This is a genomic window from Streptomyces tagetis, assembly GCF_018069565.1.
GTDB classification, from domain to species: domain Bacteria; phylum Actinomycetota; class Actinomycetes; order Streptomycetales; family Streptomycetaceae; genus Streptomyces; species Streptomyces tagetis.
On the sequence record NZ_JAGPNL010000001.1, the window covers coordinates 337,219 to 360,187 of the forward strand.

The 22,969-nt window shown below is 75.9% G+C and carries 15 protein-coding genes and 1 tRNA gene; 5 read left to right on the top strand and 11 right to left on the bottom strand.

The genetic code is table 11. The annotated features are described in order from the left end of the window. Positions 1-5: 5 nt before the first annotated feature. The 8 genes from J5Y05_RS01450 to J5Y05_RS01485 all read right to left on the bottom strand — a co-directional run bounded on the left by J5Y05_RS01450 (position 6) and on the right by J5Y05_RS01485 (position 14,154). A complete protein-coding gene (locus tag J5Y05_RS01450; protein WP_247613990.1) occupies positions 6-1,322 on the bottom strand; it encodes a metalloprotease in 1,317 nt (438 codons plus the stop codon). Continuing rightward, positions 1,319-2,446: a lantibiotic dehydratase C-terminal domain-containing protein gene (locus tag J5Y05_RS01455; protein ID WP_210867884.1), complete on the bottom strand. Its 1,128-nt coding sequence runs from the start codon at positions 2,444-2,446 to the stop codon at positions 1,319-1,321. Before J5Y05_RS01455 ends, J5Y05_RS01450 begins: the two co-directional genes overlap by 4 nt. Then, the gene (locus J5Y05_RS01460) at positions 2,434-5,271 is read right to left on the bottom strand and encodes a lantibiotic dehydratase (RefSeq protein ID WP_210867885.1); all 2,838 of its coding nucleotides are present in this window, start codon (positions 5,269-5,271) and stop codon (positions 2,434-2,436) included. Before J5Y05_RS01460 ends, J5Y05_RS01455 begins: the two co-directional genes overlap by 13 nt. Positions 5,272-5,288: 17 nt before the next feature. After that, complete coding sequence (locus tag J5Y05_RS01465; RefSeq protein ID WP_210867886.1) at positions 5,289-6,923, bottom strand: nitroreductase family protein; 1,635 nt, start codon at positions 6,921-6,923, stop codon at positions 5,289-5,291. Positions 6,924-7,006: 83 nt separating this feature from the next. Then, entirely contained in the window at positions 7,007-9,022 is a 2,016-nt protein-coding gene (locus J5Y05_RS01470) for a TOMM precursor leader peptide-binding protein (protein ID WP_210867887.1), read from the bottom strand. Continuing rightward, positions 9,012-11,312, bottom strand: coding sequence for a TOMM precursor leader peptide-binding protein (locus J5Y05_RS01475; protein ID WP_210867888.1), 2,301 nt, complete (start codon positions 11,310-11,312; stop codon positions 9,012-9,014). Before J5Y05_RS01475 ends, J5Y05_RS01470 begins: the two co-directional genes overlap by 11 nt. 123 nt (positions 11,313-11,435) lie before the next feature. After that, complete coding sequence (locus J5Y05_RS01480; RefSeq protein ID WP_210867889.1) at positions 11,436-13,397, bottom strand: AfsR/SARP family transcriptional regulator; 1,962 nt, start codon at positions 13,395-13,397, stop codon at positions 11,436-11,438. A 586-nt stretch (positions 13,398-13,983) separates the two neighbouring features. Next, positions 13,984-14,154, bottom strand: a complete 171-nt coding sequence (locus tag J5Y05_RS01485; RefSeq protein ID WP_030421834.1) for a thiazolylpeptide-type bacteriocin — start codon at positions 14,152-14,154, stop codon at positions 13,984-13,986. Between the two features lie 417 nt (positions 14,155-14,571). Here J5Y05_RS01485 and selA point away from each other — a divergent pair, with 417 nt between their 5' ends. Together selA and J5Y05_RS01495 are read left to right on the top strand one after the other, a co-directional pair. Then, positions 14,572-15,939, top strand: a complete 1,368-nt coding sequence (gene selA, locus J5Y05_RS01490; protein WP_210867890.1) for an L-seryl-tRNA(Sec) selenium transferase — start codon at positions 14,572-14,574, stop codon at positions 15,937-15,939. 5 nt (positions 15,940-15,944) lie between these two features. Further along, positions 15,945-17,885, top strand: coding sequence for a selenocysteine-specific translation elongation factor (locus J5Y05_RS01495; RefSeq protein ID WP_210867891.1), 1,941 nt, complete (start codon positions 15,945-15,947; stop codon positions 17,883-17,885). Between the two features lie 65 nt (positions 17,886-17,950). Here the strand turns inward: J5Y05_RS01495 and J5Y05_RS01500 are convergent, their stop codons facing one another. Beyond that, positions 17,951-18,613: a response regulator gene (locus J5Y05_RS01500; RefSeq protein WP_210867892.1), complete on the bottom strand. Its 663-nt coding sequence runs from the start codon at positions 18,611-18,613 to the stop codon at positions 17,951-17,953. A 4-nt stretch (positions 18,614-18,617) separates the two neighbouring features. Next, a complete protein-coding gene (locus tag J5Y05_RS01505; protein WP_210867893.1) occupies positions 18,618-19,838 on the bottom strand; it encodes a sensor histidine kinase in 1,221 nt (406 codons plus the stop codon). Positions 19,839-19,946: 108 nt separating this feature from the next. Here J5Y05_RS01505 and J5Y05_RS01510 point away from each other — a divergent pair, with 108 nt between their 5' ends. Together J5Y05_RS01510 and J5Y05_RS01515 are read left to right on the top strand one after the other, a co-directional pair. Further along, entirely contained in the window at positions 19,947-20,882 is a 936-nt protein-coding gene (locus J5Y05_RS01510; protein ID WP_210867894.1) for an ABC transporter ATP-binding protein, read from the top strand. Then, positions 20,879-21,619 carry an ABC transporter permease gene (locus J5Y05_RS01515; RefSeq protein ID WP_210867895.1) on the top strand — a complete coding sequence of 247 codons (741 nt, stop codon included), beginning with the start codon at positions 20,879-20,881 and terminating at the stop codon, positions 21,617-21,619. Before J5Y05_RS01510 ends, J5Y05_RS01515 begins: the two co-directional genes overlap by 4 nt. Before the next feature lie 145 nt (positions 21,620-21,764). On the opposite strand, the gene J5Y05_RS01520 is transcribed toward J5Y05_RS01515, so the two are convergent. Then, positions 21,765-21,857 (bottom strand) — tRNA-Sec (locus tag J5Y05_RS01520). Positions 21,858-21,946: 89 nt separating this feature from the next. Between J5Y05_RS01520 and selD the strand changes: the two genes are divergently transcribed. Next, complete coding sequence (gene selD, locus J5Y05_RS01525; protein ID WP_210867896.1) at positions 21,947-22,969, top strand: selenide, water dikinase SelD; 1,023 nt, start codon at positions 21,947-21,949, stop codon at positions 22,967-22,969.

Genomic DNA, 22,969 nt, shown 5'->3' on the forward strand with positions numbered 1-22,969 from the left:
GGGCGTCAGTCCAGGACGAGCAGGACGACGGCGGTGACGGAGCCGGCCGCGGCGAGCAGCACGAGGGCGGCGGCGGTGACGGCGTAGGACGTGTACAGGCGGCGGGCGCGCGGCGGGTAGGCGGCGACTGCGTCGCGTCCGCGCCGGCGCAGCGCGAGGTAGGTACGGGTCTCGGGGGCGAGGTTGGCGGTGTCGAGGGTGTGGCCGAGGATGCGGTAGCCGTCCAGCGGCGGCAGCGGCACCAGGTTGCTGAGGGCCTGGACGATGCCGACGAAGAGCATGCCGGTCAGGAGCGGCCGGACGGGGTCGGCCGGGTCGAGCGGCACCCACCACACCGCGAAGGGCAGCAGGAGCAGCAGGTTGGCGTAGGCGCCCGCGGCGGCGACCACCAGTTTGGCCCGACGGCCGGGCAGGAACAGGTAGTTGTCGACCGTGCAGTACATCATGAGCGCCGGGAAGCGCCAGCGCAGCCCGATTTCGGTGACCGTGCCGCCGTAGTGCCGGGCGGCGATGCCGTGGGCGAGTTCGTGCAGGCAGACGCTGATCCAGAGGAACACGGCGAACGGGACCAGCGCGAGCGGCCTGCCGAGCAGTTCCCGTGTCCCGTCGAGCAGCGCGGGCGGGTCGGCGAGGACGGCGCCGGTCATCACCAGCACGGCGGCCACCAGCGGGAGTTGGACCCAGGGGTGGAGCAGCGGGCGTAGCAGCCGGTGCAGGCGCCCGGCGGTGGCGTGCGCGTCGGCGACGGTGCGCCGACTGCCCTTCCAGAAGGTGTTGGCGCGGGCCGGCGGGGGCTCGGGCGGCGCCGGGTCGGGGGAGCCGGCGAGCAGGCCGCGGGTGCCGAGCAGCCCGAGCAGCCGGGTCCACTGCTCCTCGGGCAGCCGGCGGTGGAAGCGGTCCGCGTAGGCGGTCACGACGTCGTCGAGGGTGCGGTTGCCGTCGAGGCGGCTGATGACGAAGTGCTCCTTGGGGCCGACCTCGAACGCGGCGCCGCTCACCGGGTGCTTGATGAGGTGCACGGTGCGCGGTCCGCGCAGCAGGGGCGGGCCGATGAGCACGCCGGTGCGCAGGGCGGGGCGGTAGGCGCGCAGGGCGGCGGAGCGGTCGGGGGTGCGGTCGGCGGTGCGGAGGGCGGGTCGGTCGGCGGGGCCGTCGGCGGCCGGACCGTCGGGGCCCGCGGCGGCCCGGGGCGTGGTGTCCGGGCCGGTCGCCGGGGCGGAGGAGCCGTCGGGGGCGCTGTGGGAGGCACCGTCGGGGGCGCCGTCGGCGGCGGTCGCCGTGGTGGGCGTGGGGGCGGGGTCGGTGTGGCCGGTGGTGCTCATGAGGCGTTCCGTCCGGCGGCCGGCTCGCGCAGCACCCGGCCGAGGACGAAGGCGAGGTACGCCTCGTCCCGGATGGTCACGTGCAGCCGGTTGTTGGTCATGTGCATGTACGGCGAGAGCAGGCGGGGCAGCACCGCCGGCAGGTGGGTGACGGTGACCAGCGGCGCCGCGTCGGCGTCCTCGGTCCGCTGCTGTCCGCTGTCCTCGCGGGCCGGGCCCTCCCAGGCAGGGAAGGCCAGCTCACCCCGCTCCGTCAACTCCGCCACCCGCTCCCGGAGTTCGAGGCAGTGCTCGGCCCAGCGGCGCAGGAAGGCGGGCAGCCTGGACAGGTCGCCGCTCGCCACGGCCTGCCGCAACCGGGCGAAGCGCGCGCCGAGCGAGGGCGCCATCCGCTCGTAGGTCTTCTCGTACTCGGTGGAGCCGATGAAGCCGGTGCCGGGGAAGAGCCGGTGCCAGAAGGCGTAGTAGGAGTCCAGGTAGTCGGCGAGCCGTTCCTCCTCGGGCAGGAAGCAGCTCGCCATCACCATCATGAGCTGGGCGGAGGTGCCGAGCAGCACCGTGCGCAGGTGCAGGTTCATGCTCCGGTACGCCTCCAGGACCAGGTCGCTGGAGTGCCGGAAGTGCCATTCGGCGAGGTCGACGCCGGCCGGTCCGCCGTACTTGGCGTACTCGGGTGCGTAGACCTCGTGGGAGAAGGAGTTGTTGGGTCTCAGGTTCATGCGGCCGTCCGCGCCCATGTAGGCGTCCCGGTCCTCGCCGGGGAACTCGATGTCGAAGAGGGAGTTGTAGAAGTCCTTGAGGAACCCCGAGTCGACCTCGTAGAGGGCGGGGCGGGTGGTGAGGAAGGCGGTGATGGCGTCCTCGGCGCGGCGGCGCACCTCGGCCTCGGCGTCGGGGCCGCTCGGGCGCAGGCGGAGCCTTACGTGCGGGCCCTCCAGCCAGTAATTGATGAAGAAGTAGCCGGACAGCAGGCCGTCCTCGGTGAGCCGGTCGACCAGCGGGCGCACACAGTTTACCAGCAGGGGCTGGGGGTTGGCGGCGTAGAAGACGTGCAGCGCCAGCCAGGGCGAGGCGGTCTCGCCGGGGGCGGGCCGGAAGGCCGCGGGCTCGGTCAGTTCGGGCATGACGGTGCGACCTCCGGGGCGGAGTGCGGTGCGGGCGGGGGGAGTTGGCGACTGGTGTAGGTCTCGACGGCGAGTTCGGCGACGTGCCGGCCGTGGTGTGAGGTGAGGTGGAGTCCGTCCTCGGCGGGAAGCATCTCGCGGAAGGTCACCCGGTTGCCCGGCTCGCGTTCCACCAGCGCGTCGAAGACGGACAGGGAGAGCGGGCTGTCGAAGTCGAGGTGGACGGGCTTGGCGCCGGCCGGGCCCCGGCCGGGGCGGGAGACGGTGGCGAAGCAGCGGTCGGGCAGGCCGTGGGCGCGCTGCCAGCGGCGCAGCCCCAGGTAGTGCTCCTCCTCGCCGGAGCCCGGCGGGCGGACCGGCAGGGCCTCCGCGTCGGCCGTCCAACTCCGCCTGCTCACCACGACGTTGCCGTGCCGGACCCGGGGCCGGCGGGTCACGCCGTCCCGCGAGACGCCCTCAGGGACCCCGGCCCACACGTCGAAGGGGGCCATGGTGGAGGGGGAGAGCAGGAGCAGGGTACGGGGGATCTCCGGGAGCGCGATCGGCACGAGGTAGCCGAGGTAGACCGGGACGACCTCGCGGTCCAGGCGCCGGGAGCGCAGCACCAGGCGGCCGGCCCGCTCGTCGTGCTCGACGTACAGGTCGTCGAGGTGGATGCGGGCCTCGCCGGGCACGGTGCTGGTCTCGCCCGGACAGACGATCTGGTGGCCGGTGAGCCGTCCGTGCAGGTTGAGGTTGCTGCTGACCGGACCGCCGGTGACCTCCGCGAGCACGGCGCCCTCGGGGCAGCGGGCGGCCAGCTCCGCGCGCAGCGCCTCGGAGAGGCCGGACGGCGCCGCCCCCGCCCCGTCCACGGGCGCGGCCGGGCCGTCGTAGAGGTGGGTGAAGCGGCTGAAGGGGAAGGCCACTCCGCCGTAGGACTTGTTCAGCACGACCAGGGGACGGCCGCCGGGCGGGCGGGAAAGCTGGACGTGGTGGCTCTGCGGCACGAAGTGACCGCTCAGCGGGGCGAGTTCGGAGGTCGTGCCGGCAAGCAGCTCCGCCGGCAGCTCGATCTCCTCGCTCTCGCGGCCGGCGGCCTCCTCCCACAGGGCGCGCATGCCGGTGTGGAAGTGGCGGCGGGCCCGGTCGAGGGTCCGCATCTCCTCCTGGCCGAGCCAGTTCTCCTCCGGCAGGTAGGAGCCGTCCTCGGCGAAGGAGCCCCGCTTGGCGGTGAAGGACACGTACTGGTCGAAGAAGTCCTCGTGGAAGTCGTGGACCAGGCCCAGCAGATCGTCGCACCGCCCGCCCCGGCCGTACCGGGCGAGGAAGAAACCGAGCAGGGTGATCCGCTGCGGCAGGGTCAGGTCGAACAGCGGCAGGATGCCCTCGACCGCCCGCAGCGCCCGGCCGGTCTCCCCGCCCAGCACGGCGGGACCGCAGACCAGGTCGTCGCCCGCGCTGACGTCCTCGTACACCAGGGTCTGCGGCAGCGTCGGCTCCTCGGCCCCCACCTCGCGCTGGGCGTCGAGGAGTTGGGCGCGCAGGGTGCTCAGCAGCGCGCGGCGCTCGGCGACATCGGCCGCCGGGTACCGGGCGAGGCAGTCGGCGGGGCCGTCCAGCGCTCCGGCGAGGCGGTCGGCCCAGGGGACGTCGAGCGAGCGCAGGGCGGACCGGTAGGCGTCGAGGGGGTCGCGGTCGTGCACGTCCGGGCGGAGCACCGGCACCTGGACCATGCCGAGGTCGAGCAGGGCGGACGCGTACCGCTCGCACGCCTCGCGCCCGGCGTCGTGCTCGCTCTCCAGCCAGTCGACCAGTTCCCGGTGGCGCACCGGCGTCCCGCGCCCCCCGAGCCAGTCGAGGAGCCGTTCCAGGGTGCCGCTGCTGCGCAGGAAGAACAGCCGGTCGCGGACGGCGTCGAAGGTGACGGCGGCCCGGTCGTCGCCCGCGGTCGTCACGTGCCGTACGTAGCGGATGCGGTCGGCGTCGCGGCCCCAGCCCGGGGAGAGCACCACCGGCAGGTCCCGGCGCAGCCCCGGGGCAGCGGTGATCAGCTCGGTCAGCCGGGCCAGCGCCACCACGTTGAGCCGCACCCGGCTCACCCACCGCTCCCCGGCGTCGAGCGCGGCCGACTCGTCGGACGCCTCGCCCGCGAAGGTGCCGAGGCCGATGCCGGTGAAGGTGCTGAAGGGGCTGGTCTTCAGGGCCGTGCGGTACAGGTACGTCAGCGCCGAACGCTCGATCTTGCGCATCCGGTTGGCCGGTCGGGCACTGGCGTCGCGCAGGTAGGCGTCGAGCCGTCCGTCGAGCGCGGGGGAGGCGAGCAGCAGCCCGTGACGCAGCCGGTCGTCGGCCAGCACCTCGCGCAACGCACGCCTGCTCGCCCGCAGTTCGCCGTCCAGCAACCGCGCGCCCTCGGCCCGCAGTTCCTCCAGCCGGGCCCGGTCCCGCAGCCACTCGGCGGTGTGCTCGCCGGCCTCCGGGTCCAGCCCGGAGACGAGACCGACGGCGGCCTCCGGGTCGGCCGGGAGCCGGTTGTTGAAGACCTGCCGCCGCAGCGCGAGCAGCCCGCGGCGCACGGCGGCGCCGTCCCGCTCCTCGTCGGGTCCGCCGGCCGACTTGACCAGGGCGTGGAGCAGATCGCTGAGGTCCGCGCCGGCGGCCCGCAGCCGCTCCTCCTCGTCCAGGACGGTGTCGGCCCAGCGCCGGGTGCCGGGACAGCGCAGGGGGTGCACGGCCTCGACGGGCAGCCCGGCCGCGCGCAGCACGAACCGCCGGCCGACCTCCCAGTGGGCGTCGTCGGGGCGGGTGGGGGTGTCCGCCGGGGCGGAGTCTGTGGTGGTCATCGGTGTCCTCTTGGCCGTCAGGCGATCTCGTGGCGGAAGTCGGCGGGCGCCGGCCGTTCGTGGCCGAGGGCCATGACGAGCAGCGGGGCCTCGTCGCCGCCGTCCAGGGCGAGCCGTTCGACGAACGAGACGTTGTCGAAGCCGAGCGCCACCCCGGCGCCCAGGCCCACGGCGGCTGCCGCCAGGTAGAAGCTCTGGGAGACGGCCCCGGCGGTGCCGACGGCGAGCCGGTAGCCGCGGTCGCCGAGCGCGTCCAGCACCGCCGTGGTCCGCACGGTCGGCAGCAGGACCGCCCCGGCCTGCTCCAGGTTGTAGTTGGCCAGGAAGTAGTTCTCCTGGAGGAACGTGCCCTGCGCTCCGGCGGCGACCAGGCGCAGGTCGCCCCGGTCGGGGTCGTAGGCGTACGCGCCCGGCTCCACGCCCTCCACGTGGTTGACGAAGACGTACAGCCGGGCGAGGCGGATCTCGCCGGACGGGTCGGCGTCGCCGGCCAGCCGGGTCCGGGCGCAGGCCGCGAGCACCGCCGACAGCGGGCCGGTGCCGACCCGGCGCCGGGCGTCGAACCGGCCGAAGCTGGACCGGCGTTCGCGCAGCGTGCGGCGCAGACCGGTCCCGGGGAAGGCCGGTGCGGGCAGGGGCACGCGGACCCCGCCGCCGTCGTCGGGGAGCGCCGCGGCGGCGGCCAGCGCGCCGGGGGCGGGCCGGTCGGCGGCGCCCGCCAGGGTCGCGGCGTGCATGGCGCCGAGCGCGTCGAAGTCCCGGAGCGTCCGCGAGCGTTCGGCGTCCCGGTGCCGTACGGCGGGGTCGTGACCGGGCCGAGTGACCGGGAGCGCGGGCGCCTCGGCCCGTCCGCGCCGCTCCCAGCGCAGCGGCACCACCGCGAACACCGCCTCCTGCTCGCCCGGCACGCCCAGCAGCCCGTTCAGCCGGGGTTCGTCGAACCAGAGCACCGGCGCGATCCGCAGGCCCCGGGCGGCGGCCCAGACACGCCACGTCTGCACCAGGGTGCCGAGGTCGGTGCAGACCACGTGGAAGGAGAAACTGTTGTACTTGAAGGAGTTCTGCCAGTACTTGATGCCGAGGATCAGGTACTGGTCGGTGTCGAGGGCGTCGGCGGGCGCGTCCGGGCCGAGCGCGTCGCGGACCCGGCCGGTGACGTCGCCGACGAGGAGCCGTTGCAGGGCGTGCCGCTGGACGTCGTAGTGGTGCAGTCCCGGGGTGAGCGGGCCGGAGGGCCCCGACGCCCAGTGGACGGTGACCGGGTAGAGGCCGCCGCCGCCCGCCGTGCCGCGCGACCAGTTGGCGTGCGTGTAGAACGGCAGTCCGGCGAGGTCGGTGTTGGCCTGCACGCCGAGCCGGCGCCCGGTCAGGCCGTAGGAGTCCTTGAGCATCGCCGACAGCAGCGGCAGCCCGAACCCGGCGTCCTGGCCGCCTTGTTGCTCCGGGTGCTCCGGCCCGGTGCCCGGCAGCAGGCCCGGGGCGACCGGGACGTCGGGGAGGTCCTCGGTGCCGGGCAGGGCGAACGCCTCGGCGTCCGGGTAGAACTTGCCCTTGCGCGGGCCGTCGGCCCAGTTCACGACGTGGTCGGTGGGTTCCATCGGGACGCGGCCGCGGTGCAGGACGGCGTGCGCGTACTCATGGGCGTATCCCATGGGCTCCCCCTTTCCTCGGGGCCTCGGTTCCTCGGTGCGGTGGTCCTTCGGCGCGCTCGCGCCGGGTGCGTACGGGCGGCCGGTCACGGGAAGGGGTGCGGGCCGGGGTGGAGACCGGACTCGGTCAGGTCGTCCGGCCGCAGCCCGGCCTCGCGCAGCGCGGTACGGGTGCGGGGCAGGTGCCGGGCGCGCTGCCGGGTCCAGCCGAAGTCGAGCGGGAGCAGCCCCGGCACCAGCACCTTCACGGTGTGCAGGCCGAGGGCGCGCTGCTCGGGCGCGGTCTGGTCGACGACCACCACGTCGAACCCGGCGGACGTCACGGCGCCGACCGCGGCGAGCAGATCGTCGCGTACGTCGGGGCCGGAGCCGTCGGCGTCCGCCCAGCGCAGCTCGGCCACGCTCCTCGTGCCGGGTGGCGACGCGGGCCGGAGCAGGAAGTCGGCGTGGCGGCCCATCTCGGGCACCGCGTAGACCAGCGGGTGGTCGTGCAGGCTGGTGATCTTCTCGTGGTCCTCGGCCATGGCCCGGTAGGCGGCCTCGTCGCGCTCGAAGCGCTGGAGGAGCTGCACCGAGTCGGTGGCGATCTCGCACAGCGCGGCGGCGAGCGCGGCCTCCGGGTCGAGCGCCGCCCCCGCGCCGAAGCACATCCGCCCCGGCCCGCCGTCGAACCGCTCGGCGACCCCGGTGACCACGGGCACGGGGAAGGTGATCCGGGTGTCGAAGAACCGGGCCCGGTACCCGTACAGGGTCATCCGCTCGACCATGATCCGTGTGTGCGGGTCGGCGCTGGTCGCCGGGTCGATCTCCGGCAGCGGCTGCCGGCCGTGCCAGGCGAGCAGGAAGGCGTCCCGCTCCACCACCTCCATCAGCCCGCCGAGCACGGCCTCCTCCAGACTGCCCCCGGAGGCACAGCCGTTGGAGCTCTCCTGCACGAACCGGTGCTCGATGCCGGGCTTGTGGTAGTAGGCGAGGACCTCGGGCACGGGGCGGGGCCGCGCGTCGCGCAGCGACCATCCCCACACCCAGGGCACCGGCCGGTCCGGGGTGAACGGCGGCACCCACGGGTTGGCCCGGTGGAAGGCGTCGGTGTAGAGGCCGGTCTCGCGCGGGTCGACGGCGTCCGGTCCCAGCTCGTCCAGCGTGGCGGTGAGGGTGAGCCGGCGGCCCCGGGCGCGCATCCCGGCGAAGCGCTCCAGCCCCTCCAGGACACCGATCCGGGTGCTGTCGTGGTAGCTGTCGGCGTGCCCGCCCCAGAAGGTCTCCCGCAGGTAGTCGCCGGAGCGGCTGGAGAAGCAGCCGACCGTCGCCGAGGTGGTCGGCGAGGTCACGTCGCACACCACCGACGGGCCGACCGCGCCCCAGTGCGGGTTGGCGAAGGCGTCCACCGGCAGCCCGTACGCGTCCAGCGGCCGGACCCGGCTCACCCCGGGCCGGTACTTGGGCGCGGGGCCGAGGGCGAGGACGGCCGACTCGGCGGTCAACGGCTCCGGGGTGCCGCAGTTGGGACAGTCCGGCTCGGGCACCAGCGGATGATGACGGCTCGTCAGGTCGTCGAGGTCGATCAGCCATACGTCGGGGAAGGGGCCCGGGTCCGTACCGGGCCCGGCGCCGATCCGGGCGATCAGCGCGGCGACGGCCTGCGCGGCGAACGGCACCCCGTAGGGCCAGGGCCCCGACTCCCTCGTACCGCCGCGCAGTTCGAGCCCCTCTCGCAGACCGACCGAGCGCACGCCCTGCCAGCGCCGGCGCAGACAGGTGGCGCAGCCGGGGCGTTCACCGGTCGCCTCCCCGCCGGGCTCCCCGCCGGGCTTCCCGCCGGGCTCTCCGCCGGCTTCCCCAGGGGTCGTCCCGCCGGGCCACGGGCCGACCAGCGCGTGCCGCCCGTACAGGTGCACCGGGAGCGCCGAACGGTCCCCGACCGGGGGCTCGGTGAAGGCGTCCCGGACCCCGAGCGCCGCCACGGTGACCTCGGGCAGCGGGCGGTCCGGATCGCCGGGCAGCTCCGCCAGGGCGCGGCGGAGGTCCCGCGCGAAGCGGTCGCACGCCTCGTCCCGGGGCTCCGCGCCGACGACCGGCGTCTCGACGAGCTCAGCGGTCATCGCCGGCCGCCTCGGTGAGCAGCACCCGTACCGTGTGCAGACCGGCGGCGGGCAGGTCGGCCGCGTGCGTCGGCACCACGAAGGCGTCCCGTCCGGCGCCGGCCAGCCGGGCCAGCACGTCCGCCCAGCCCGTGACCGGCGGCCGTCCACCGGAGGCGTCCTCGGCGGTGAGGGGCGTCGGGGCCGGCGGGGCCTCGGCCGTGACCGGCATCAGGACCGGCGGCGCCTCGGCCGTGACCGGTATCAGGGCCGGGTCGAGGTCGGCCAGGAGCGGGTCGCCGGTGTCGGGGGCGCCCAGTACGCCCTCCGCGGCGAGCTGCACCTCCCCGAGCAGGTCCCGCAGGGCGTCCACGGCCGCCGCCGTCCGGTCCAGCGCGGCGCCCACCGCCCAGTCGCCCCGCCCCTCGGCCGGCCGCGTCCGGGCCAGCACCACGGACACGCCGCTGTGCTCCGCCTCCCCGAGGTCGAGCAGGTCCACGTCGAGTCCCAGGTGCCCGGCGGACCGCAGCAGGAAGGTCGTCTCCGGGTCGTCACCCAGGAGCGCCGGGGGCAGCACCGCCGTCCGCCCCGCCCCGCGTACCGCCCGCAGCAGCGCGTCGTGCGCGAGCGCGGAGAGCAGCCCGGCCGCCGCCGCACCCGGCAGACCCGCGCCCGCGCCCGCCCCGGCCCGGGTCGGCTCGAACCGGCGGTCCGGGTTGTCCGGGCCGAAGGGCCGCACCGCGCCCGCCGGCACCCGCACCCGCTCCTTCGTCAGCAGCGACACCCCCGCCGCCCAGGAGGCGACCGGCCCCTCCCCGGCCCCCGTGGCCGTGGTCAGCGCCTCCGGCTCCACCATGGGCGCCGCGTCCGCACCGGCCGCGGGCACCGCGGGCACCACGTGCTCGGCGTAGACCACGGCGGCGGCCTCCAGCGCCCGCAGCCGGGCACCCGCCGTGTGGTGCACGTCGAAGGCGACCACGGTCCGGGTGCCGGCCGCGCCGAGCGGGACCTCCACGGCACCGGCCTTCAGCGGGGTCTGGGTGACCGGCTCGTCCGCGTACCGGGTGAAGACACCGACCGACGGCCGGACGGCGAGCCCCCGCTCGTCGAGGACGGCGAGGGGACCCTCGGTCGCCCCGTCGTCCGGCGCGGCGGCCACCACCGGCCGGAAGGCGGGCCGCTCGGGGGCCTCGCCCAGGTCCACCGGCTCGACGGCACCGGCCGGGGTCCGGCAGTGCGGGCAGCGCGGATGCGGCAGCAGCCGCTCCGCCAGGACGTCGAAGGACGCCATGTCCTGGAGCAGCACCTGCCCCCGCGTCTCCGCCGGCAGCGCCTCGGTGACCAGCCGGAACACCTCGTACCCGAGCAGGTTGCCGAGCATCGCGGCGAGCGGCCCGCGCGGCACCTGCCCGGGGGAGTCCCCGAGGGCCTGCCCGCTCCACAGCTCCGCCGCGACCGCCGGGTCCCCGCTCGCGCCGAGCCGCAGCGCCGCACAGGCCGGGCAGCCCGCGACGCCGGGCGCGGCGACCGGCCCGACCACCGCCCGGCGGCCGAAGGTCCAGGCGGGCAGCAGGAGACGCCCCCGCGGGACGCCCTCGCCGAGCAGCGCGAGCGTGGTCCCGAACGCGTCACGGCCTCCCGCGGCGACCACCACGCCGTACCCCTCGTACGCGGCCCAGCCGCCCGCCCCGCCGGACGCCGCGCCCGGCAGCACCGCCACCTCGGCCGGGCTGCCCGCCGCTGCCAGCTCCTCCGCCTCCTGCCGTACGGGGGCGAACTCGCCGTCCCCGGCCGGGTGCTGGGCGAGGGCCGGGTCCACGCCGACGTGGGCGCAGCCGTTGCGCAGCAGGGACAGCGCGCACCAGCGGGCGACCGGACCGTCGCCGAGCACCGCCACGCGGGTGGTGCGGAAGGCGGCGAACCGGCGCTCGGCACCGTCGGCGTAGTGGTCGAGGTAGGCGATCTGCGGGCCGAAGCGTGCGGCGACCGCCGGGTCGAGCGCCGCGTCCGGTCCCGGTTCGGCGGGGTCCGGCACCGGCCGGGCGAAGCCGCGGGCGTAGAGCGCCTTGACCAGCCCGCCCACCATCGCCTTCTGCGGCTCCCGGAAGCCCTGGCAGATCTCCGCCACGGTCCGGCTCCCGTCCAGGTGCGGGACGAGCAGCGTGGCGAACCGGTAGGCGGACGGGGAGCTGAGCTGGAAGCCGCCGTCGGCGTTGTGGAAGACCACGCCGGTCGGCGTCTCGGTGTACAGCACGTCGCGGCGCACCCGTGGCCGGGTGTCCGCGGTCTCCTCGTACGGCGTCCTGGGCATGCGGGGTCACACCTCCGGGTCGGGGCCTGGGGGCCACTCGGGTGGTTCGGGGGGAAACGCGGTGGGTACGGGTGCGGGCCGGACCCGCGGGGGTGCGTCGGACGACGGCTCGTCCGGCGGCCGTCAGGTGGCTCCGGACGGCAACGCCCGCCGCTGGGGGACGGGGACGGCCGGCGGGAGCCCGCCGGTCCGGGCGGCCCGGTGCAGCGCGTGCGCGCGGAACAGGGGGTTCATGTGGAGCGCCCCCGGTTGCTCCTCGTCCAGGAGCCCCGCGTCGAGGAGCCGTTCGAGGACTTCCTCGGCCCGGGTCTCCGGGACGTGGAGGGCGCCGGCCGCGCCCGCCGGGGTGATCCGCCCGCCCAGCCGCGCCAGCCGCAGATGGGCTTCGGCCAGCGGGCCGGGCAACCGGTCCAGGGCCCCGTCCAGGGCCAGCGGTACGGACATCCGCGGATCGTCGGGCAGGGCGAGGCGGCCCGGCAGGTCCCGGCGCAGCCACGCCGTGTAGTCCGCCAGGCGCAGCTTCGGCCGGGTCAGCAGCCGGGCGGCGGCGATCCGCAGCGCCAGCGGCACGTGCCCGCAGGTGTCGGTGAGGGCGCGGGCTGCGGCGGCCTCGGCCGCGACCCGCTCGGCGCCCAGCACGGCGGTGAGCAGCGCGTGGGAGTCCCGGGACGGCAGCGCGCCCAGGCGCAGCACCGCCGGTCCGTGCGTGGCGACCAGCGCGGCCAGCCCCAGCCGGCTGGTGACCAGGACGGCACCGCGCCCGGTCAGGTCGAGCAGGCCGCGCACCTGGTCCGGGTGGACCACGTCGTCGAGGATCACCAGACACGGGCCGCGATCGGTGCCGGGGAGCGTGGCGCGCAGGGCCGCCGACGCCTCGTCGGCGCGGCGCGGCCGTCCGTCGGGCCCGGTCAGCGGCAGCAGGACGCCTCCCGCCGGGTACCGATCCGCCGCCAGCCGGGCGGCGTGCAGGGCCAGCGCGGTCTTGCCCATGCCGGGGCCGCCGGAGATCACCGCGAGGACGGGCGCGGCGTCGCGCTGTCCGTCCGCCGGGCCGCCGTCGAGGTGGGCGACGAGGTCGGCACTCTCGCGGGCGCGGCCGGTGAAGCCGGGGACGCGGGGGAGCGGGGGTCTGGGCGGGTGCGCCGGCTCCGGGCCGACGGCGGGGGTGGGCGCGGGCGCGGGCGCGGGCGCGGTGTCGGGCGGGGGCGGGAGGTCGAGCGGGGTGGCGTGGTGGTGGGCGTGGCGGTGGTCGTGGGCGTGTGGCGTGGCGGTGGTCTCGGCGGGGCCGACGGCGGGGGTGTCGTCCGGTGTGCGGGGCCGGGTGAGCGAGGCGGGGCCCTCGGCAGGGCGGTGGGGCTCCTCGCCGCGCAGGATGGCCAGTTCCAGCCCCCGCAGTTCCGCGCCGGGATCGACGCCGAGTTCGTCCCGCAGGTGGGAACGGATGCGCCCGTACTCGGCCAGCGCCTCCCGCTGACGGCCCGCCCGGTAGAGGGCGCGCATCAACTGTGCGGCGAATCCCTCGTGTTGGGGGTGGGTCCGGGTGGCCTCCCAGAGGTCCACCAGGACCTCCCGACATCGTCCCCGGGCCAACTGGATCTCGCAGACCCGCTCCAGGACGCGCAGGCGCTCCTCGACCAGCCGGGGCACCTCGTCCCGGTGCAGCAGCTCCGAGGGCACATTGGCGAGAAGCGGACCCCGCCACAGCCCCAGCGCCGTGCGCAGCAGGGGGAGTTCGGAGTCGCCGGCGCCGGCCGCCTCGGACACCAGACGGCGGAAGTGCAGCAGGTCCAGGGTGTCGCCGTCGGCCGAGAGCCGGTAGCCGCCGGCCACCGCGAGCACCGACCGCTCCTCGACGCCGTACTTCGAGAAGAGCCGGCGCAGCCGCAGCACGCAGCTCTGGAGGGCCGCCTTGGCCGCCGCGGGCTGCGCCTCGCCCCACACCGCCCTGCGCAGGCGGTCCGCCGGGACCACCTCGCCGGGCCGGACCAGCAGCGCCGCCAGCAGCGAGGTGGGCTTGGCCGGCGGGAGGACGGCCACGTCATGCCCGTCGGTGATGCTGAGCGGGCCGAGCAACTGAAAACGCACCGGGTCCCCCGTAGACGTCGAACACCTGCCGGGTCCGGCGCACCACGGCACCCTTCCGGGAAGCCGTGTCCTGCCGCCGAGGCCGCCCCTTGTGGGGGCGGTGGCTCACACAGGACCCCGGTCCTCCCGGTGTACGGGCGCACAGGGGACGGACGGAGCACGTGTGAAGTCGTTCCGCACGAAAACATTCGGTCTTGTGGCAGTGGTGAGTGTCTACCGGCGTAGATCGGGGGTCAAGAGGGGATTGTGAATTGCTTGACCGACGGAATCCAGCCACTGACGAGACGTCAAATGCGCCTGAAGTCAGCATCGTTACAGGTGACGGGCCTGTCGCCCGGCCCAGGCCGGAAGGGTGCGCTCCGAGGGCGGCGCCGGGGGGTGGTACGGCGTTCGCGCAAGGTTGCCGGGGTGTTCACTCGTGGAACGCCGGGACCGGCACGAGGCCGTGTCCGGATCGGTACGGGGTGACGTCCGGCCGTCCGGAGCGGGCACCCGCCGGCTGTTTCCGGGCACGCCGAACGCCCGGTCCGCGCCCGCCTCCTGGAAGGAGGGGGAGCCGGCCGGGCGCCGCGTCACCTCGTCCGGGTCAGGCGGAGCAGGAGGTGGTGCTGCACGTGGAGCTGGAGGTCGAGGTGGAACTGGTGCTGGTGCAGCCGGCCAGCACGACCTCGCTGGCGTCCGAGTAGTCCGAGATCTCGAAGGTCTCGGCCTCCAGTTCGAGGATCTCGTCCGCGAGGGTGCTCAGGTCCTGGTTCATGGTGCCTCCCGTGGGTTCGGGCGGACCGTCGTGGCCGACGGCCGTCGCCGGGGTGGGTACGGCACCCATTCCAGCGCCCTCCGCTCACCGTTCGGCATGCCTGCCGCTGGCATCCCGCTGGCATTCCGCTGACGGGGGGTGCCAGTGGGGGCGGCGGTGCGGGGTGCGGGCCGTGCGGGGGTGCGTCCGGCGTGTCCCCGGCCGGGACCGGGGCATCGGGAGACGATGGGCGCCTCGCCCCGCGACGAAGCGGGCGAACCGGGCGAGCCGGGTGGATCGGGTGAACCGGGTGGAACAGATGAGCCGGGTGAACCGGGCCGGAAGGGAGGGCGCGTGGACCGGCAGGTCACGTCGGAGCGGCGAGTGCCGGGTGCGGTGGACCGTGCGCCGGGTGCGGCGGATCATGCGCCGGGGGCGATGGACCACGCGCCGGGGGCGAGGGACGGCGCGTACGGCGGAACGGATGCCGTCGGCGTGAGCGGACCCGGCACCCCCGACCCCCGCCGCCACATCCCCCGTACCGACCGTCTGCTCGCCGACCCCCGGCTGCGCGAGGCCGTCGCCCGGCTCGGCGCGGTACGGGTGAAGGCGGCCGTCCGCCAGGCGCAGGAGCGGGCCCGCGCGGGCATCCTGCCGCCCGGCGAGGTGGCCGACGCGGCCGTCGCCCTGCTCCCGCGCGCGGCGAGCGGACTGCGCCCCGTCGTCAACGCCACCGGCGTCCTGCTCCACACCAACCTCGGCCGCGCCGCGCTCTCCCCGGCCGCCCGGCGGGCGGTGTGGGACGCCGCCGGCCCCACCGACGTCGAACTCGACCTGCGCACCGGCAGTCGCGCCCGCCGCGGCCGGACCGCGCTCGCCGCGCTCCACGACCGGGTGCCGGCCGCCGGCGCCGTACACGTCGTCAACAACGGGGCCGCCGCGCTCGTCCTGGCCGCCACCGCGCTCGCCGCGGGACGCGAGATCGTCGTCAGCCGGGGCGAGATGGTGGAGATCGGCGACGGATTCCGCCTCCCCGACCTGCTGGCCTCCACCGGCGCCCGGCTGCGCGAGGTCGGTACGACGAACCGCACCACGGCCGCCGACTACGCCGACGCGCTCGGCCCCGACACGGCGTTCCTCCTCAAGGTGCACCCCTCCAACTTCAAGGTCACCGGCTTCACCCGCGCCGCCGACGTGGCGGACCTCGTCCCGCTGGGCGTCCCCGTCGTCGTCGACATCGGCTCCGGGCTGCTCGCCCCCCACCCGCTGCTGCCCGAGGAACCGGACGCGCGGACCCCGCTGCGCGCGGGCGCCGCCCTCGTCACCGCCAGCGGCGACAAACTGCTCGGCGGACCCCAGTGCGGACTCCTCCTCGGCCGCGAGGACACGGTCCGCGCCCTCTCCCGGCACCCCCTCGCCCGCGCCCTGCGCGTCGACAAACTCACCCTGGCCGCGCTGGAGGCCACCCTCACCGGCCCCGCCGGCCCCACCGCCGAGGCGCTGGACGCCGACCCGGCCGCGCTGACCCGCCGCGCCGAACGGCTCGCCGCCGGCCTGGCCGCCGACGGCGTCGACGCGCGGGCCGTCCCCAGCACCGCCACGGTCGGCGGCGGCGGAGCCCCCGGCGTGACCCTGCCCAGCGCGGCGCTCTCCCTGCCCGAGCGGTACGCCGCCGCTCTGCGCACCGGAGCCGACCCCGTGGTGGGCCGGCTGGAGGCGGGCCGCTGCCTGCTCGACCTGCGCTCGGTGCCGGAGCCGGACGACGCCCGGCTCGCCGACGCCGTACGGTCGGTGCCGGGGAGGTAGGGAGGATGCGGGTACTGGCCACCGCCGGGCACGTCGACCACGGCAAGTCCACCCTGGTCCGCGCCCTGACCGGGATGGAACCCGACCGGTACGAGGAGGAGCGCCGCCGGGGCCTCACCCTGGACCTCGGCTTCGTATGGACCCGCCTGGACACCACCGCGGCGACCGGGCCCTCCCCGGCCACCGGACCCTCCCCGGCCACCGGGGCGACCGGGCCCTCCCCGGCCACCGGGGCGACCGGAGCCTCCCCGGCCGCCGGGCCCTCCCCGGCCACCGGGCCCTCCCCGGCCACCGGAGCCACCGGCGAACCCCTCGCCTTCGTCGACGTACCGGGCCACGAACGCTTCGTCGCCACCATGCTCGCCGGGGTCGGCCCCGTCCCGGCCGTGCTCTTCGTGGTCGCCGCCGACCAGGGCTGGCAGCCCCAGTCGCAGGAGCACCTGGAGATCCTGGACGCGCTCGGCGTCCGCCACGCCGTGCTCGCCGTGACCCGCGTCGACCTCGCGGACCCCGGGCCGGTACGCGCCGCCGCCGCGAAGCGGCTGGCCGCCACCTCCCTCGGCGCGGTGCCGTCGGTCGCGGTGAGCGCGGTGACCGGCGCCGGACTCGACCTCCTGCGCGCCGAACTGGCCCGCCTGGCCGCCGCGTTGCCGAGGCCCCCGGCCGACGCGGACGTCCGGCTGTGGCTGGACCGGGCGTTCACCGTACGCGGCCACGGCACCGTCGTCACCGGCACCCTCGCGGCCGGCACGCTGCGCGTCGGCGACCGGCTCACCACCGGTGACGGCACCCTCCTGCGGGTGCGGGGACTGCAATGCCTCCAGGAGGAGCGGACCGAGGTCGGCGGCGTGGCGCGCGTCGCGGTCAACGTCCACGGCGCCGGCAAGGACACCCTCGGCCGGGGCCGGGCGCTGACGACCCCGGACGTCTGGCTGCCGACCGGCGTCGTCGACGCCCGCGTCACCGGGTGCCCGGTCGCGGAGCTGCCCCGCGCCGCGACCCTGCACATCGGCACGGCCGCCGTCCCGGTGACGGTCCGCCCGCTGGGCACGGACACCGCCCGGCTGACCCTCGCCGGGAGGCTGCCGCTGCGCGTCGGCGACCGGGCCGTCCTGCGCGAGCCGGGCGGCGGACACCGGCCGTGCGCCGCCACCGTCCTGGACGTGCGCCCGCCCCGGCTGACCCGGCGCGGAGACGCCCGGCTCCGGGCGGCCGACCTCGCGGAGATGACCGGATGCCCCGACGCCGAGGGGGAGTTGCGCCGCCGGGGCCTCGTCCGCCGCGCCCATCTGACGGCCATGGGCGTCCCCGCCGACGCCCCGGCCGTCGCCGGGGACTGGCTGGCGGACCCGGCCCACTGGACCGGCCTGCGGGAACGCCTCGCCGCCGAGGTGGCACGGCACGCCGAACGCCACCCGCTGGAGCCGGGCCTTCCCACCGAGGCCGCCCGGCACCTGCTCGGCCTGCCCGACCGGAGCCTCGTCGACGCCCTCGCGGACACCCCCGGCACGGTCCGGCTGCGCCGCGAACAGGGCCGGGTGTACGGGCCCGGCGGTGCGGGGCCGACACTGCCGCCTGCGGTGCGGGCGGCCGTCGACGCCGTACGGGCGGAACTGGCGCTGTCCCCGTTCCGCGCCCCCGAGGCCGGGCGCCTGGCCGAACTGGGCCTCACCCGCAGGGCGATGGCCGCAGCGGTCGCCGCCGGCGCCCTCCTCCAGGTCGGCGAGGGCGTCCTGCTCCCGCCCGACGCCGCCGAACGCGCCGCCGCCGTCCTGCGGGAGCTGCCCCAGCCCTTCACCCTGAGCGAGGCCCGCAAGGCCCTGGACACCACCCGCCGCGTGGCCGTCCCCCTCCTGGAACACCTGCACGCCCAGGGCCTCACCACCCGCCCCGCCCCCCAACACCACCGCTGCCCACCAGAGGCCGCCACACCCGCACCGGGGTGAGACGAGCCCGGCGCCGACGCCGACCGTGGCCCGGGGCCACGTCCGCCGACGCCGAAGAGGGCACGTCACCCCGGCGCGACGAACCCGGACTCGTAGGCCACGATGACCGCCTGCGTACGATCCCGGGCCCCCAGTTTCGCCAGTACGGAGCCGACATGGGACTTGACGGTCTCGGTGCCCACCACCAGGCGGGAGGCGATCTCCGCGTTGGACAGTCCGCGCGCCATGAGACGCAGCACCTCTCCCTCCCGCCCGGTCAGTCCGGCACGCTCCACGGCACTCCGGGCGGCGGGGCCGCCGCGGTCACGGCCGTACGAGGCGGCCAACCGCCGTACCGCCGCCGGGAACAACAGGGAGTCCCCCTCCGCCACCAGCCGTACGGCGTGCACGATCTCCGCCGGGCGGGCCCGCTTGAGCAGGAACCCGTCGGCGCCCGCGCGCAGCGCCCCGTACACGTACTCGTCGTTCTCGAAGGTGGTCACCACCACGATCTTCGGAGGAGCGGGCACCGTCCGCAGCACCGCCCGCGTGGCCTCGATACCGTCCATGAGCGGCATGCGGACGTCCATGACGACGACATCGGGGCGCAGTTGCCGCACCAAGGGGATCACGGCGGCACCGTCGGCGGCCTCGCCCACCACCTCGATGTCCGGCTGGGCCCCCAGCACGGCGCACAGCCCCGCCCGTACGAGCGGTTCGTCGTCGACCAGCAGGACGGTGAGGGGCATCCGGTCAGCCTAGGTCAGCGCAGGGCAGGTCGATGAGCAAGAGCCATTCTCCGCCGGCCTGTGCGGTGCGGGCCTCTCCGCCTAGCAGCGCGGCGCGTTCACGGACCCCGCGCAGCCCCGTACCACCGCCCGCGCCGGCCGGCGGTGTCGTCGCGGGCAGCGGGTTGCGTACGTCGATCCGCAGCCACGCGCCCTCCACGGCGACACGGACGCGGATGGGGACGGGCCCCGCGTGGCGCAGCACGTTGGTGAGCCCTTCCTGGAGCATGCGGTAGGCCTCCCGGGTGACCGGCCCGGGAAGATCCTCCAACTGCCCGGTCAGCTCCGCGTCGACCCGCGATCCCGCCGCCCGCGCGGAGTCCAGCAGACGGCCCGCCTGGTCGAGCGCCGGACCGGTGCCCGCGGGCCGGCCGGTCTCCCTCAGTACGAGCAGGACCCGTTCCAGATCCTCCAGCGCGTCCCGTCCCGTCTCCTCGATGGCCTCCAGGGCCCGGTCCGTGAACTCGGGGTCGCCCGCCGTCCGGGCGGCACCCGCCTGCACCACGGCGAGGGTCAGCGCGTGGCCGAGGGTGTCGTGCAACTCCCTTGCGATGTGGTCGCGTTCCAGCAGCCGTTCGGTGTGCTCCTCCAAGGCGGCCAGGCGCTCCTTGACCGACGGCCCGAGAAGCCGGCGTGCGGCACGGGCGACGAGGGCGCCGGCCCCGGCGGCCACGAGGACCAGCACCAGTACGGGCACCGGGGTGAGCAGGACGTAGAGCCGGCCCGCATCGGACATGTGCGGGAGCAGCGGAAGGCCCGGGTCCTCGGCACCGGCCCCGGCGAGCGCCAGCGTGAACGACATCAGGGCGTTGGTCACCAGGGCGAGGGCGAGCCCGGCCTCCAGCCGCAGGACCAGCCAGGCACCGGTCCTGACCCGGTCGTTCCACGTGGTGGACGAGTCGGTGGAGACGCCCGGGTCCTGCTCCCTCCCTCCCCGGGCGTGCGGCCCGGCGAACAGCATCAGCCGCGCCTGAAGCCCCTCCGCCCGGCGGACCGGGGGCACCATGGCCGCGGCCAGGGCCAAGGGGACGGGAAGGACCGCGATCAGCAGCCAGTCGCCCGGTGACGGATCGTTCAGCCCCGGATAGACCAGGGCACAGGCGAACGGCACGACCGCACCCACGAGCACGTGCAGCCAGCGGGTGTAGGTCACCGCACGTGTCAGCGGCCGCAGGAGGCGTGGCATGCCCGTCATCGTGACAGAACGGCCGGGGACCGCGTCTCCCCCGTGCGGGGGAGACGGTCCCCTCCGGCGGGGGAGGACAGCCTGTCGCTCCCGCGCCAGGCTGAGGCCATGACCAGCATCGACCTCGTGGACCTCACCAAGGAGTACCGCGGGACGCGGGCCGTCGACGGCCTGACGTGCGGCATCGGTCCGGGACGCGTCACCGGGTTCCTCGGTCCCAACGGCGCCGGCAAGTCCACCACCATGCGCCTCGTCCTCGGCCTCGACCGCCCCACCTCCGGCACCGCCACGGTCGGCGGCCTTCCGTACGCGGCCCTGCGTGACCCCCTGCGCGAGGTCGGCGCCCTCTTGGACGCGCAGGCGGCGCACGCCTCCCGTACCGCCCGTGACCACCTGCGTTTCCTCGTCGTCAGCAACCGCCTCCCGGCCCGCCGTGTGGACGAGGTCCTGGAGGAAACCGGTCTCGCCGCCGTGGCACGCCGCCGCATCGGAACCTTCTCGCTCGGCATGCGCCAGCGGCTCGGCATCGCCACCGCGCTCCTCGGGGACCCGCACGTCCTCCTGTTGGACGAGCCCACCAACGGTCTCGACCCGGAAGGGATCGTCTGGGTCCGCACCCTGGTGCGCCGGCTCGCCGGCGAAGGCCGTACGGTCCTGGTCTCCAGCCACCTGATGAACGAGACCGCGGCCTTCGCCGACCACCTCGTCGTCCTCGGCCGGGGCCGGCTCCTCGCCGACGTGTCCACAGGGGACTTCATCGAGCGGTACGGCCGCGCACGCGTCCGGGTACGCACGGGTGACCCCGTCCGGTTGCGGGCCGCCCTGCTCGCCCGGGGACACACGGTCGCGGAGGACGACGACGGCCGGTGGGCGGTCGACGGGGCCACCGCCGAGGAGATCGGCGCCGTGGCCGCCCGCGAGGGCGTCACCGTCCTGGAACTCGCCGACGACCGAGGCTCCCTGGAGCAGGCGTACTTCGCCCTCACGACGGCCGAGGCGGAGTTCGCCGCCGCCACTTCGCCGACCGCCCCGCAGGAGGCATGACCGTGTCCGTCATCCCGGTGCTCCACTCCGAGTGGATCAAAATCAGGTCGGTCCGGGCGAGCTTCGGGTCGCTTCTCGCCGTGTTCGCCGCCACCCTGGCCATCACCCTGCTCGTGTTCGCCACCGTCGGCCGGGCGGAGGCGGAGGACGGTGGCGACCCCGTCTTCGGGGCCTTCTACGCGATCAACTTCGCGCAGATCGCCGCGATCGCCTTCGGCGCCACCGCGGTCTCCTCCGAGTACGCGCACGGCGCCCTGCGGACCTCCCTGTCGGCCGTGCCGCACCGCGGGCTGTTCCACACGGCCAAGACCGCGATCGTGGCCGCCGCCGCGCTCGTCGTGGGGCTGGCCACCGGATTCGCCACCTTCTTCGTGGGCCAGGCATTCCTGGGGCCGTACGCCATCGGCCTCGGTGAGCCGGGCGCGCTGCGGGCCTGTGCCGGGGCGGGGATCTACCTCGCTCTGATGGCCCTGCTCGCCGCGGGACTCACCTTTCTGCTGCGCAGCGCCGTCGCGGTGCTCAGCCTGCTGATCCCGTTCATCCTGATCGTGTCGTTCGTGGTCGGAGACGTCGCCGGGGGCGCCGCCGCCTACTTTCCCGACCGCGCCGGACAACAGATCCTGCACCAAAATCCGTCGGGAGCCCTGGGCCCGTGGTCCGGCCTCGCCGTGACAGCCCTGTGGGCGACGGCCGCTCTCCTGACCGGCCGCCTGGCGGTACGCCGACGCGACGCCTGAACCCCGGCCACCCTCAGGTGCTCACCCACCCCGGCGGCCCAGGCCCGTTACACCGCCCTCCGGGCGTGCTTCCCCGGGGACGGAGGAGGGGCACGGTAGAAGGGTGGGGGTGTTCTGGCGGGTGATTCTTCGGCGGGAGGGAGAACGGAGGCGGACGGGAATCGAACCCGCCTGCCCGAGATTCTCGGGCACCTCGGTTTTGAAGACCGGGAGGGCCACCAGGCACCCACACGCCTCCATCGCCCGCCCACCCTAACCGGAACGCCCCGTCCGGCGGCGGCCCGGCACACCCGGACGGCCCGACCAGCCCGAGGAGAAGGACCCGGCATGACCCTCACGCGCGAGACCCCCGTACGCCTCACCCAGTACGCCCACGGCGGCGGCTGCGCCTGCAAGATCCCGCCCGGTGAACTGGAGGAAGTGCTCGGCCACTTGGCCCGGCCCGCGCCCGGCACCGGCCTGCCGCTGCTCGTCGGGCTCGCCACCGGCGACGACGCCGCCGTCGTCGCCCTGCCCGCCGTCGGCGGCGCTCCCGCCCAGGCGATGGTCTCCACCGCCGACTTCTTCACCCCGGTCGTCGACGACCCGTACGACTGGGGCCGCATCGCCGCCGCCAACGCACTGTCGGACGTGTACGCCATGGGCGGCCGGCCCGTCCTCGCCGTCAACCTGCTCGCCTGGCCCCGCGACGTCCTGCCCTTCGACCTCGCCCGCGAGGTGCTGCGCGGCGGGCTCGACATCGCCACGGAGGCCGGCTGCCACGTCGGCGGCGGGCACAGCGTGGACGACCCGGAACCCAAGTACGGCATGGCCGTCACCGGACTCGCCCACCCCGACCGGCTGCTGCGCAACGACGCGGGCCGGCCCGGAGTGCCGCTCTCCCTCACCAAACCCCTCGGCCTGGGCGTCCTCAACAACCGTCACAAGGCCACCGGCGAACGGTTCGAGCAGGCCGTCGCCACCATGGTCGAGCTGAACCGGGACGCCTCCGCCGCCGCCCTCGCCGCGGGCGCGGTCTGCGCCACCGACGTCACCGGCTTCGGCCTCCTCGGCCACCTGCACAAGCTGGCCCGCGCCTCGGGCGTGACCGCCGTGATCGACACCGCCGCCGTGCCCTTCCTGGACGGGGCCCGCGAGGCGGTGCGGGACGGCTACGTCAGCGGCGGCACCCGGCGCAACCTCGACTGGGTGACGCCGACCACCGACTTCGGCACCTCCGACACCGACACGCGCCTCCTGCTCGCCGACGCCCAGACCTCCGGCGGGCTGCTCGTCGCCGGTGAGGTCCCCGGCGCCCCCGTGATCGGCCACCTCGTCCCCCAGGGCGCCCACACCGTCGTCCTGAGGTGA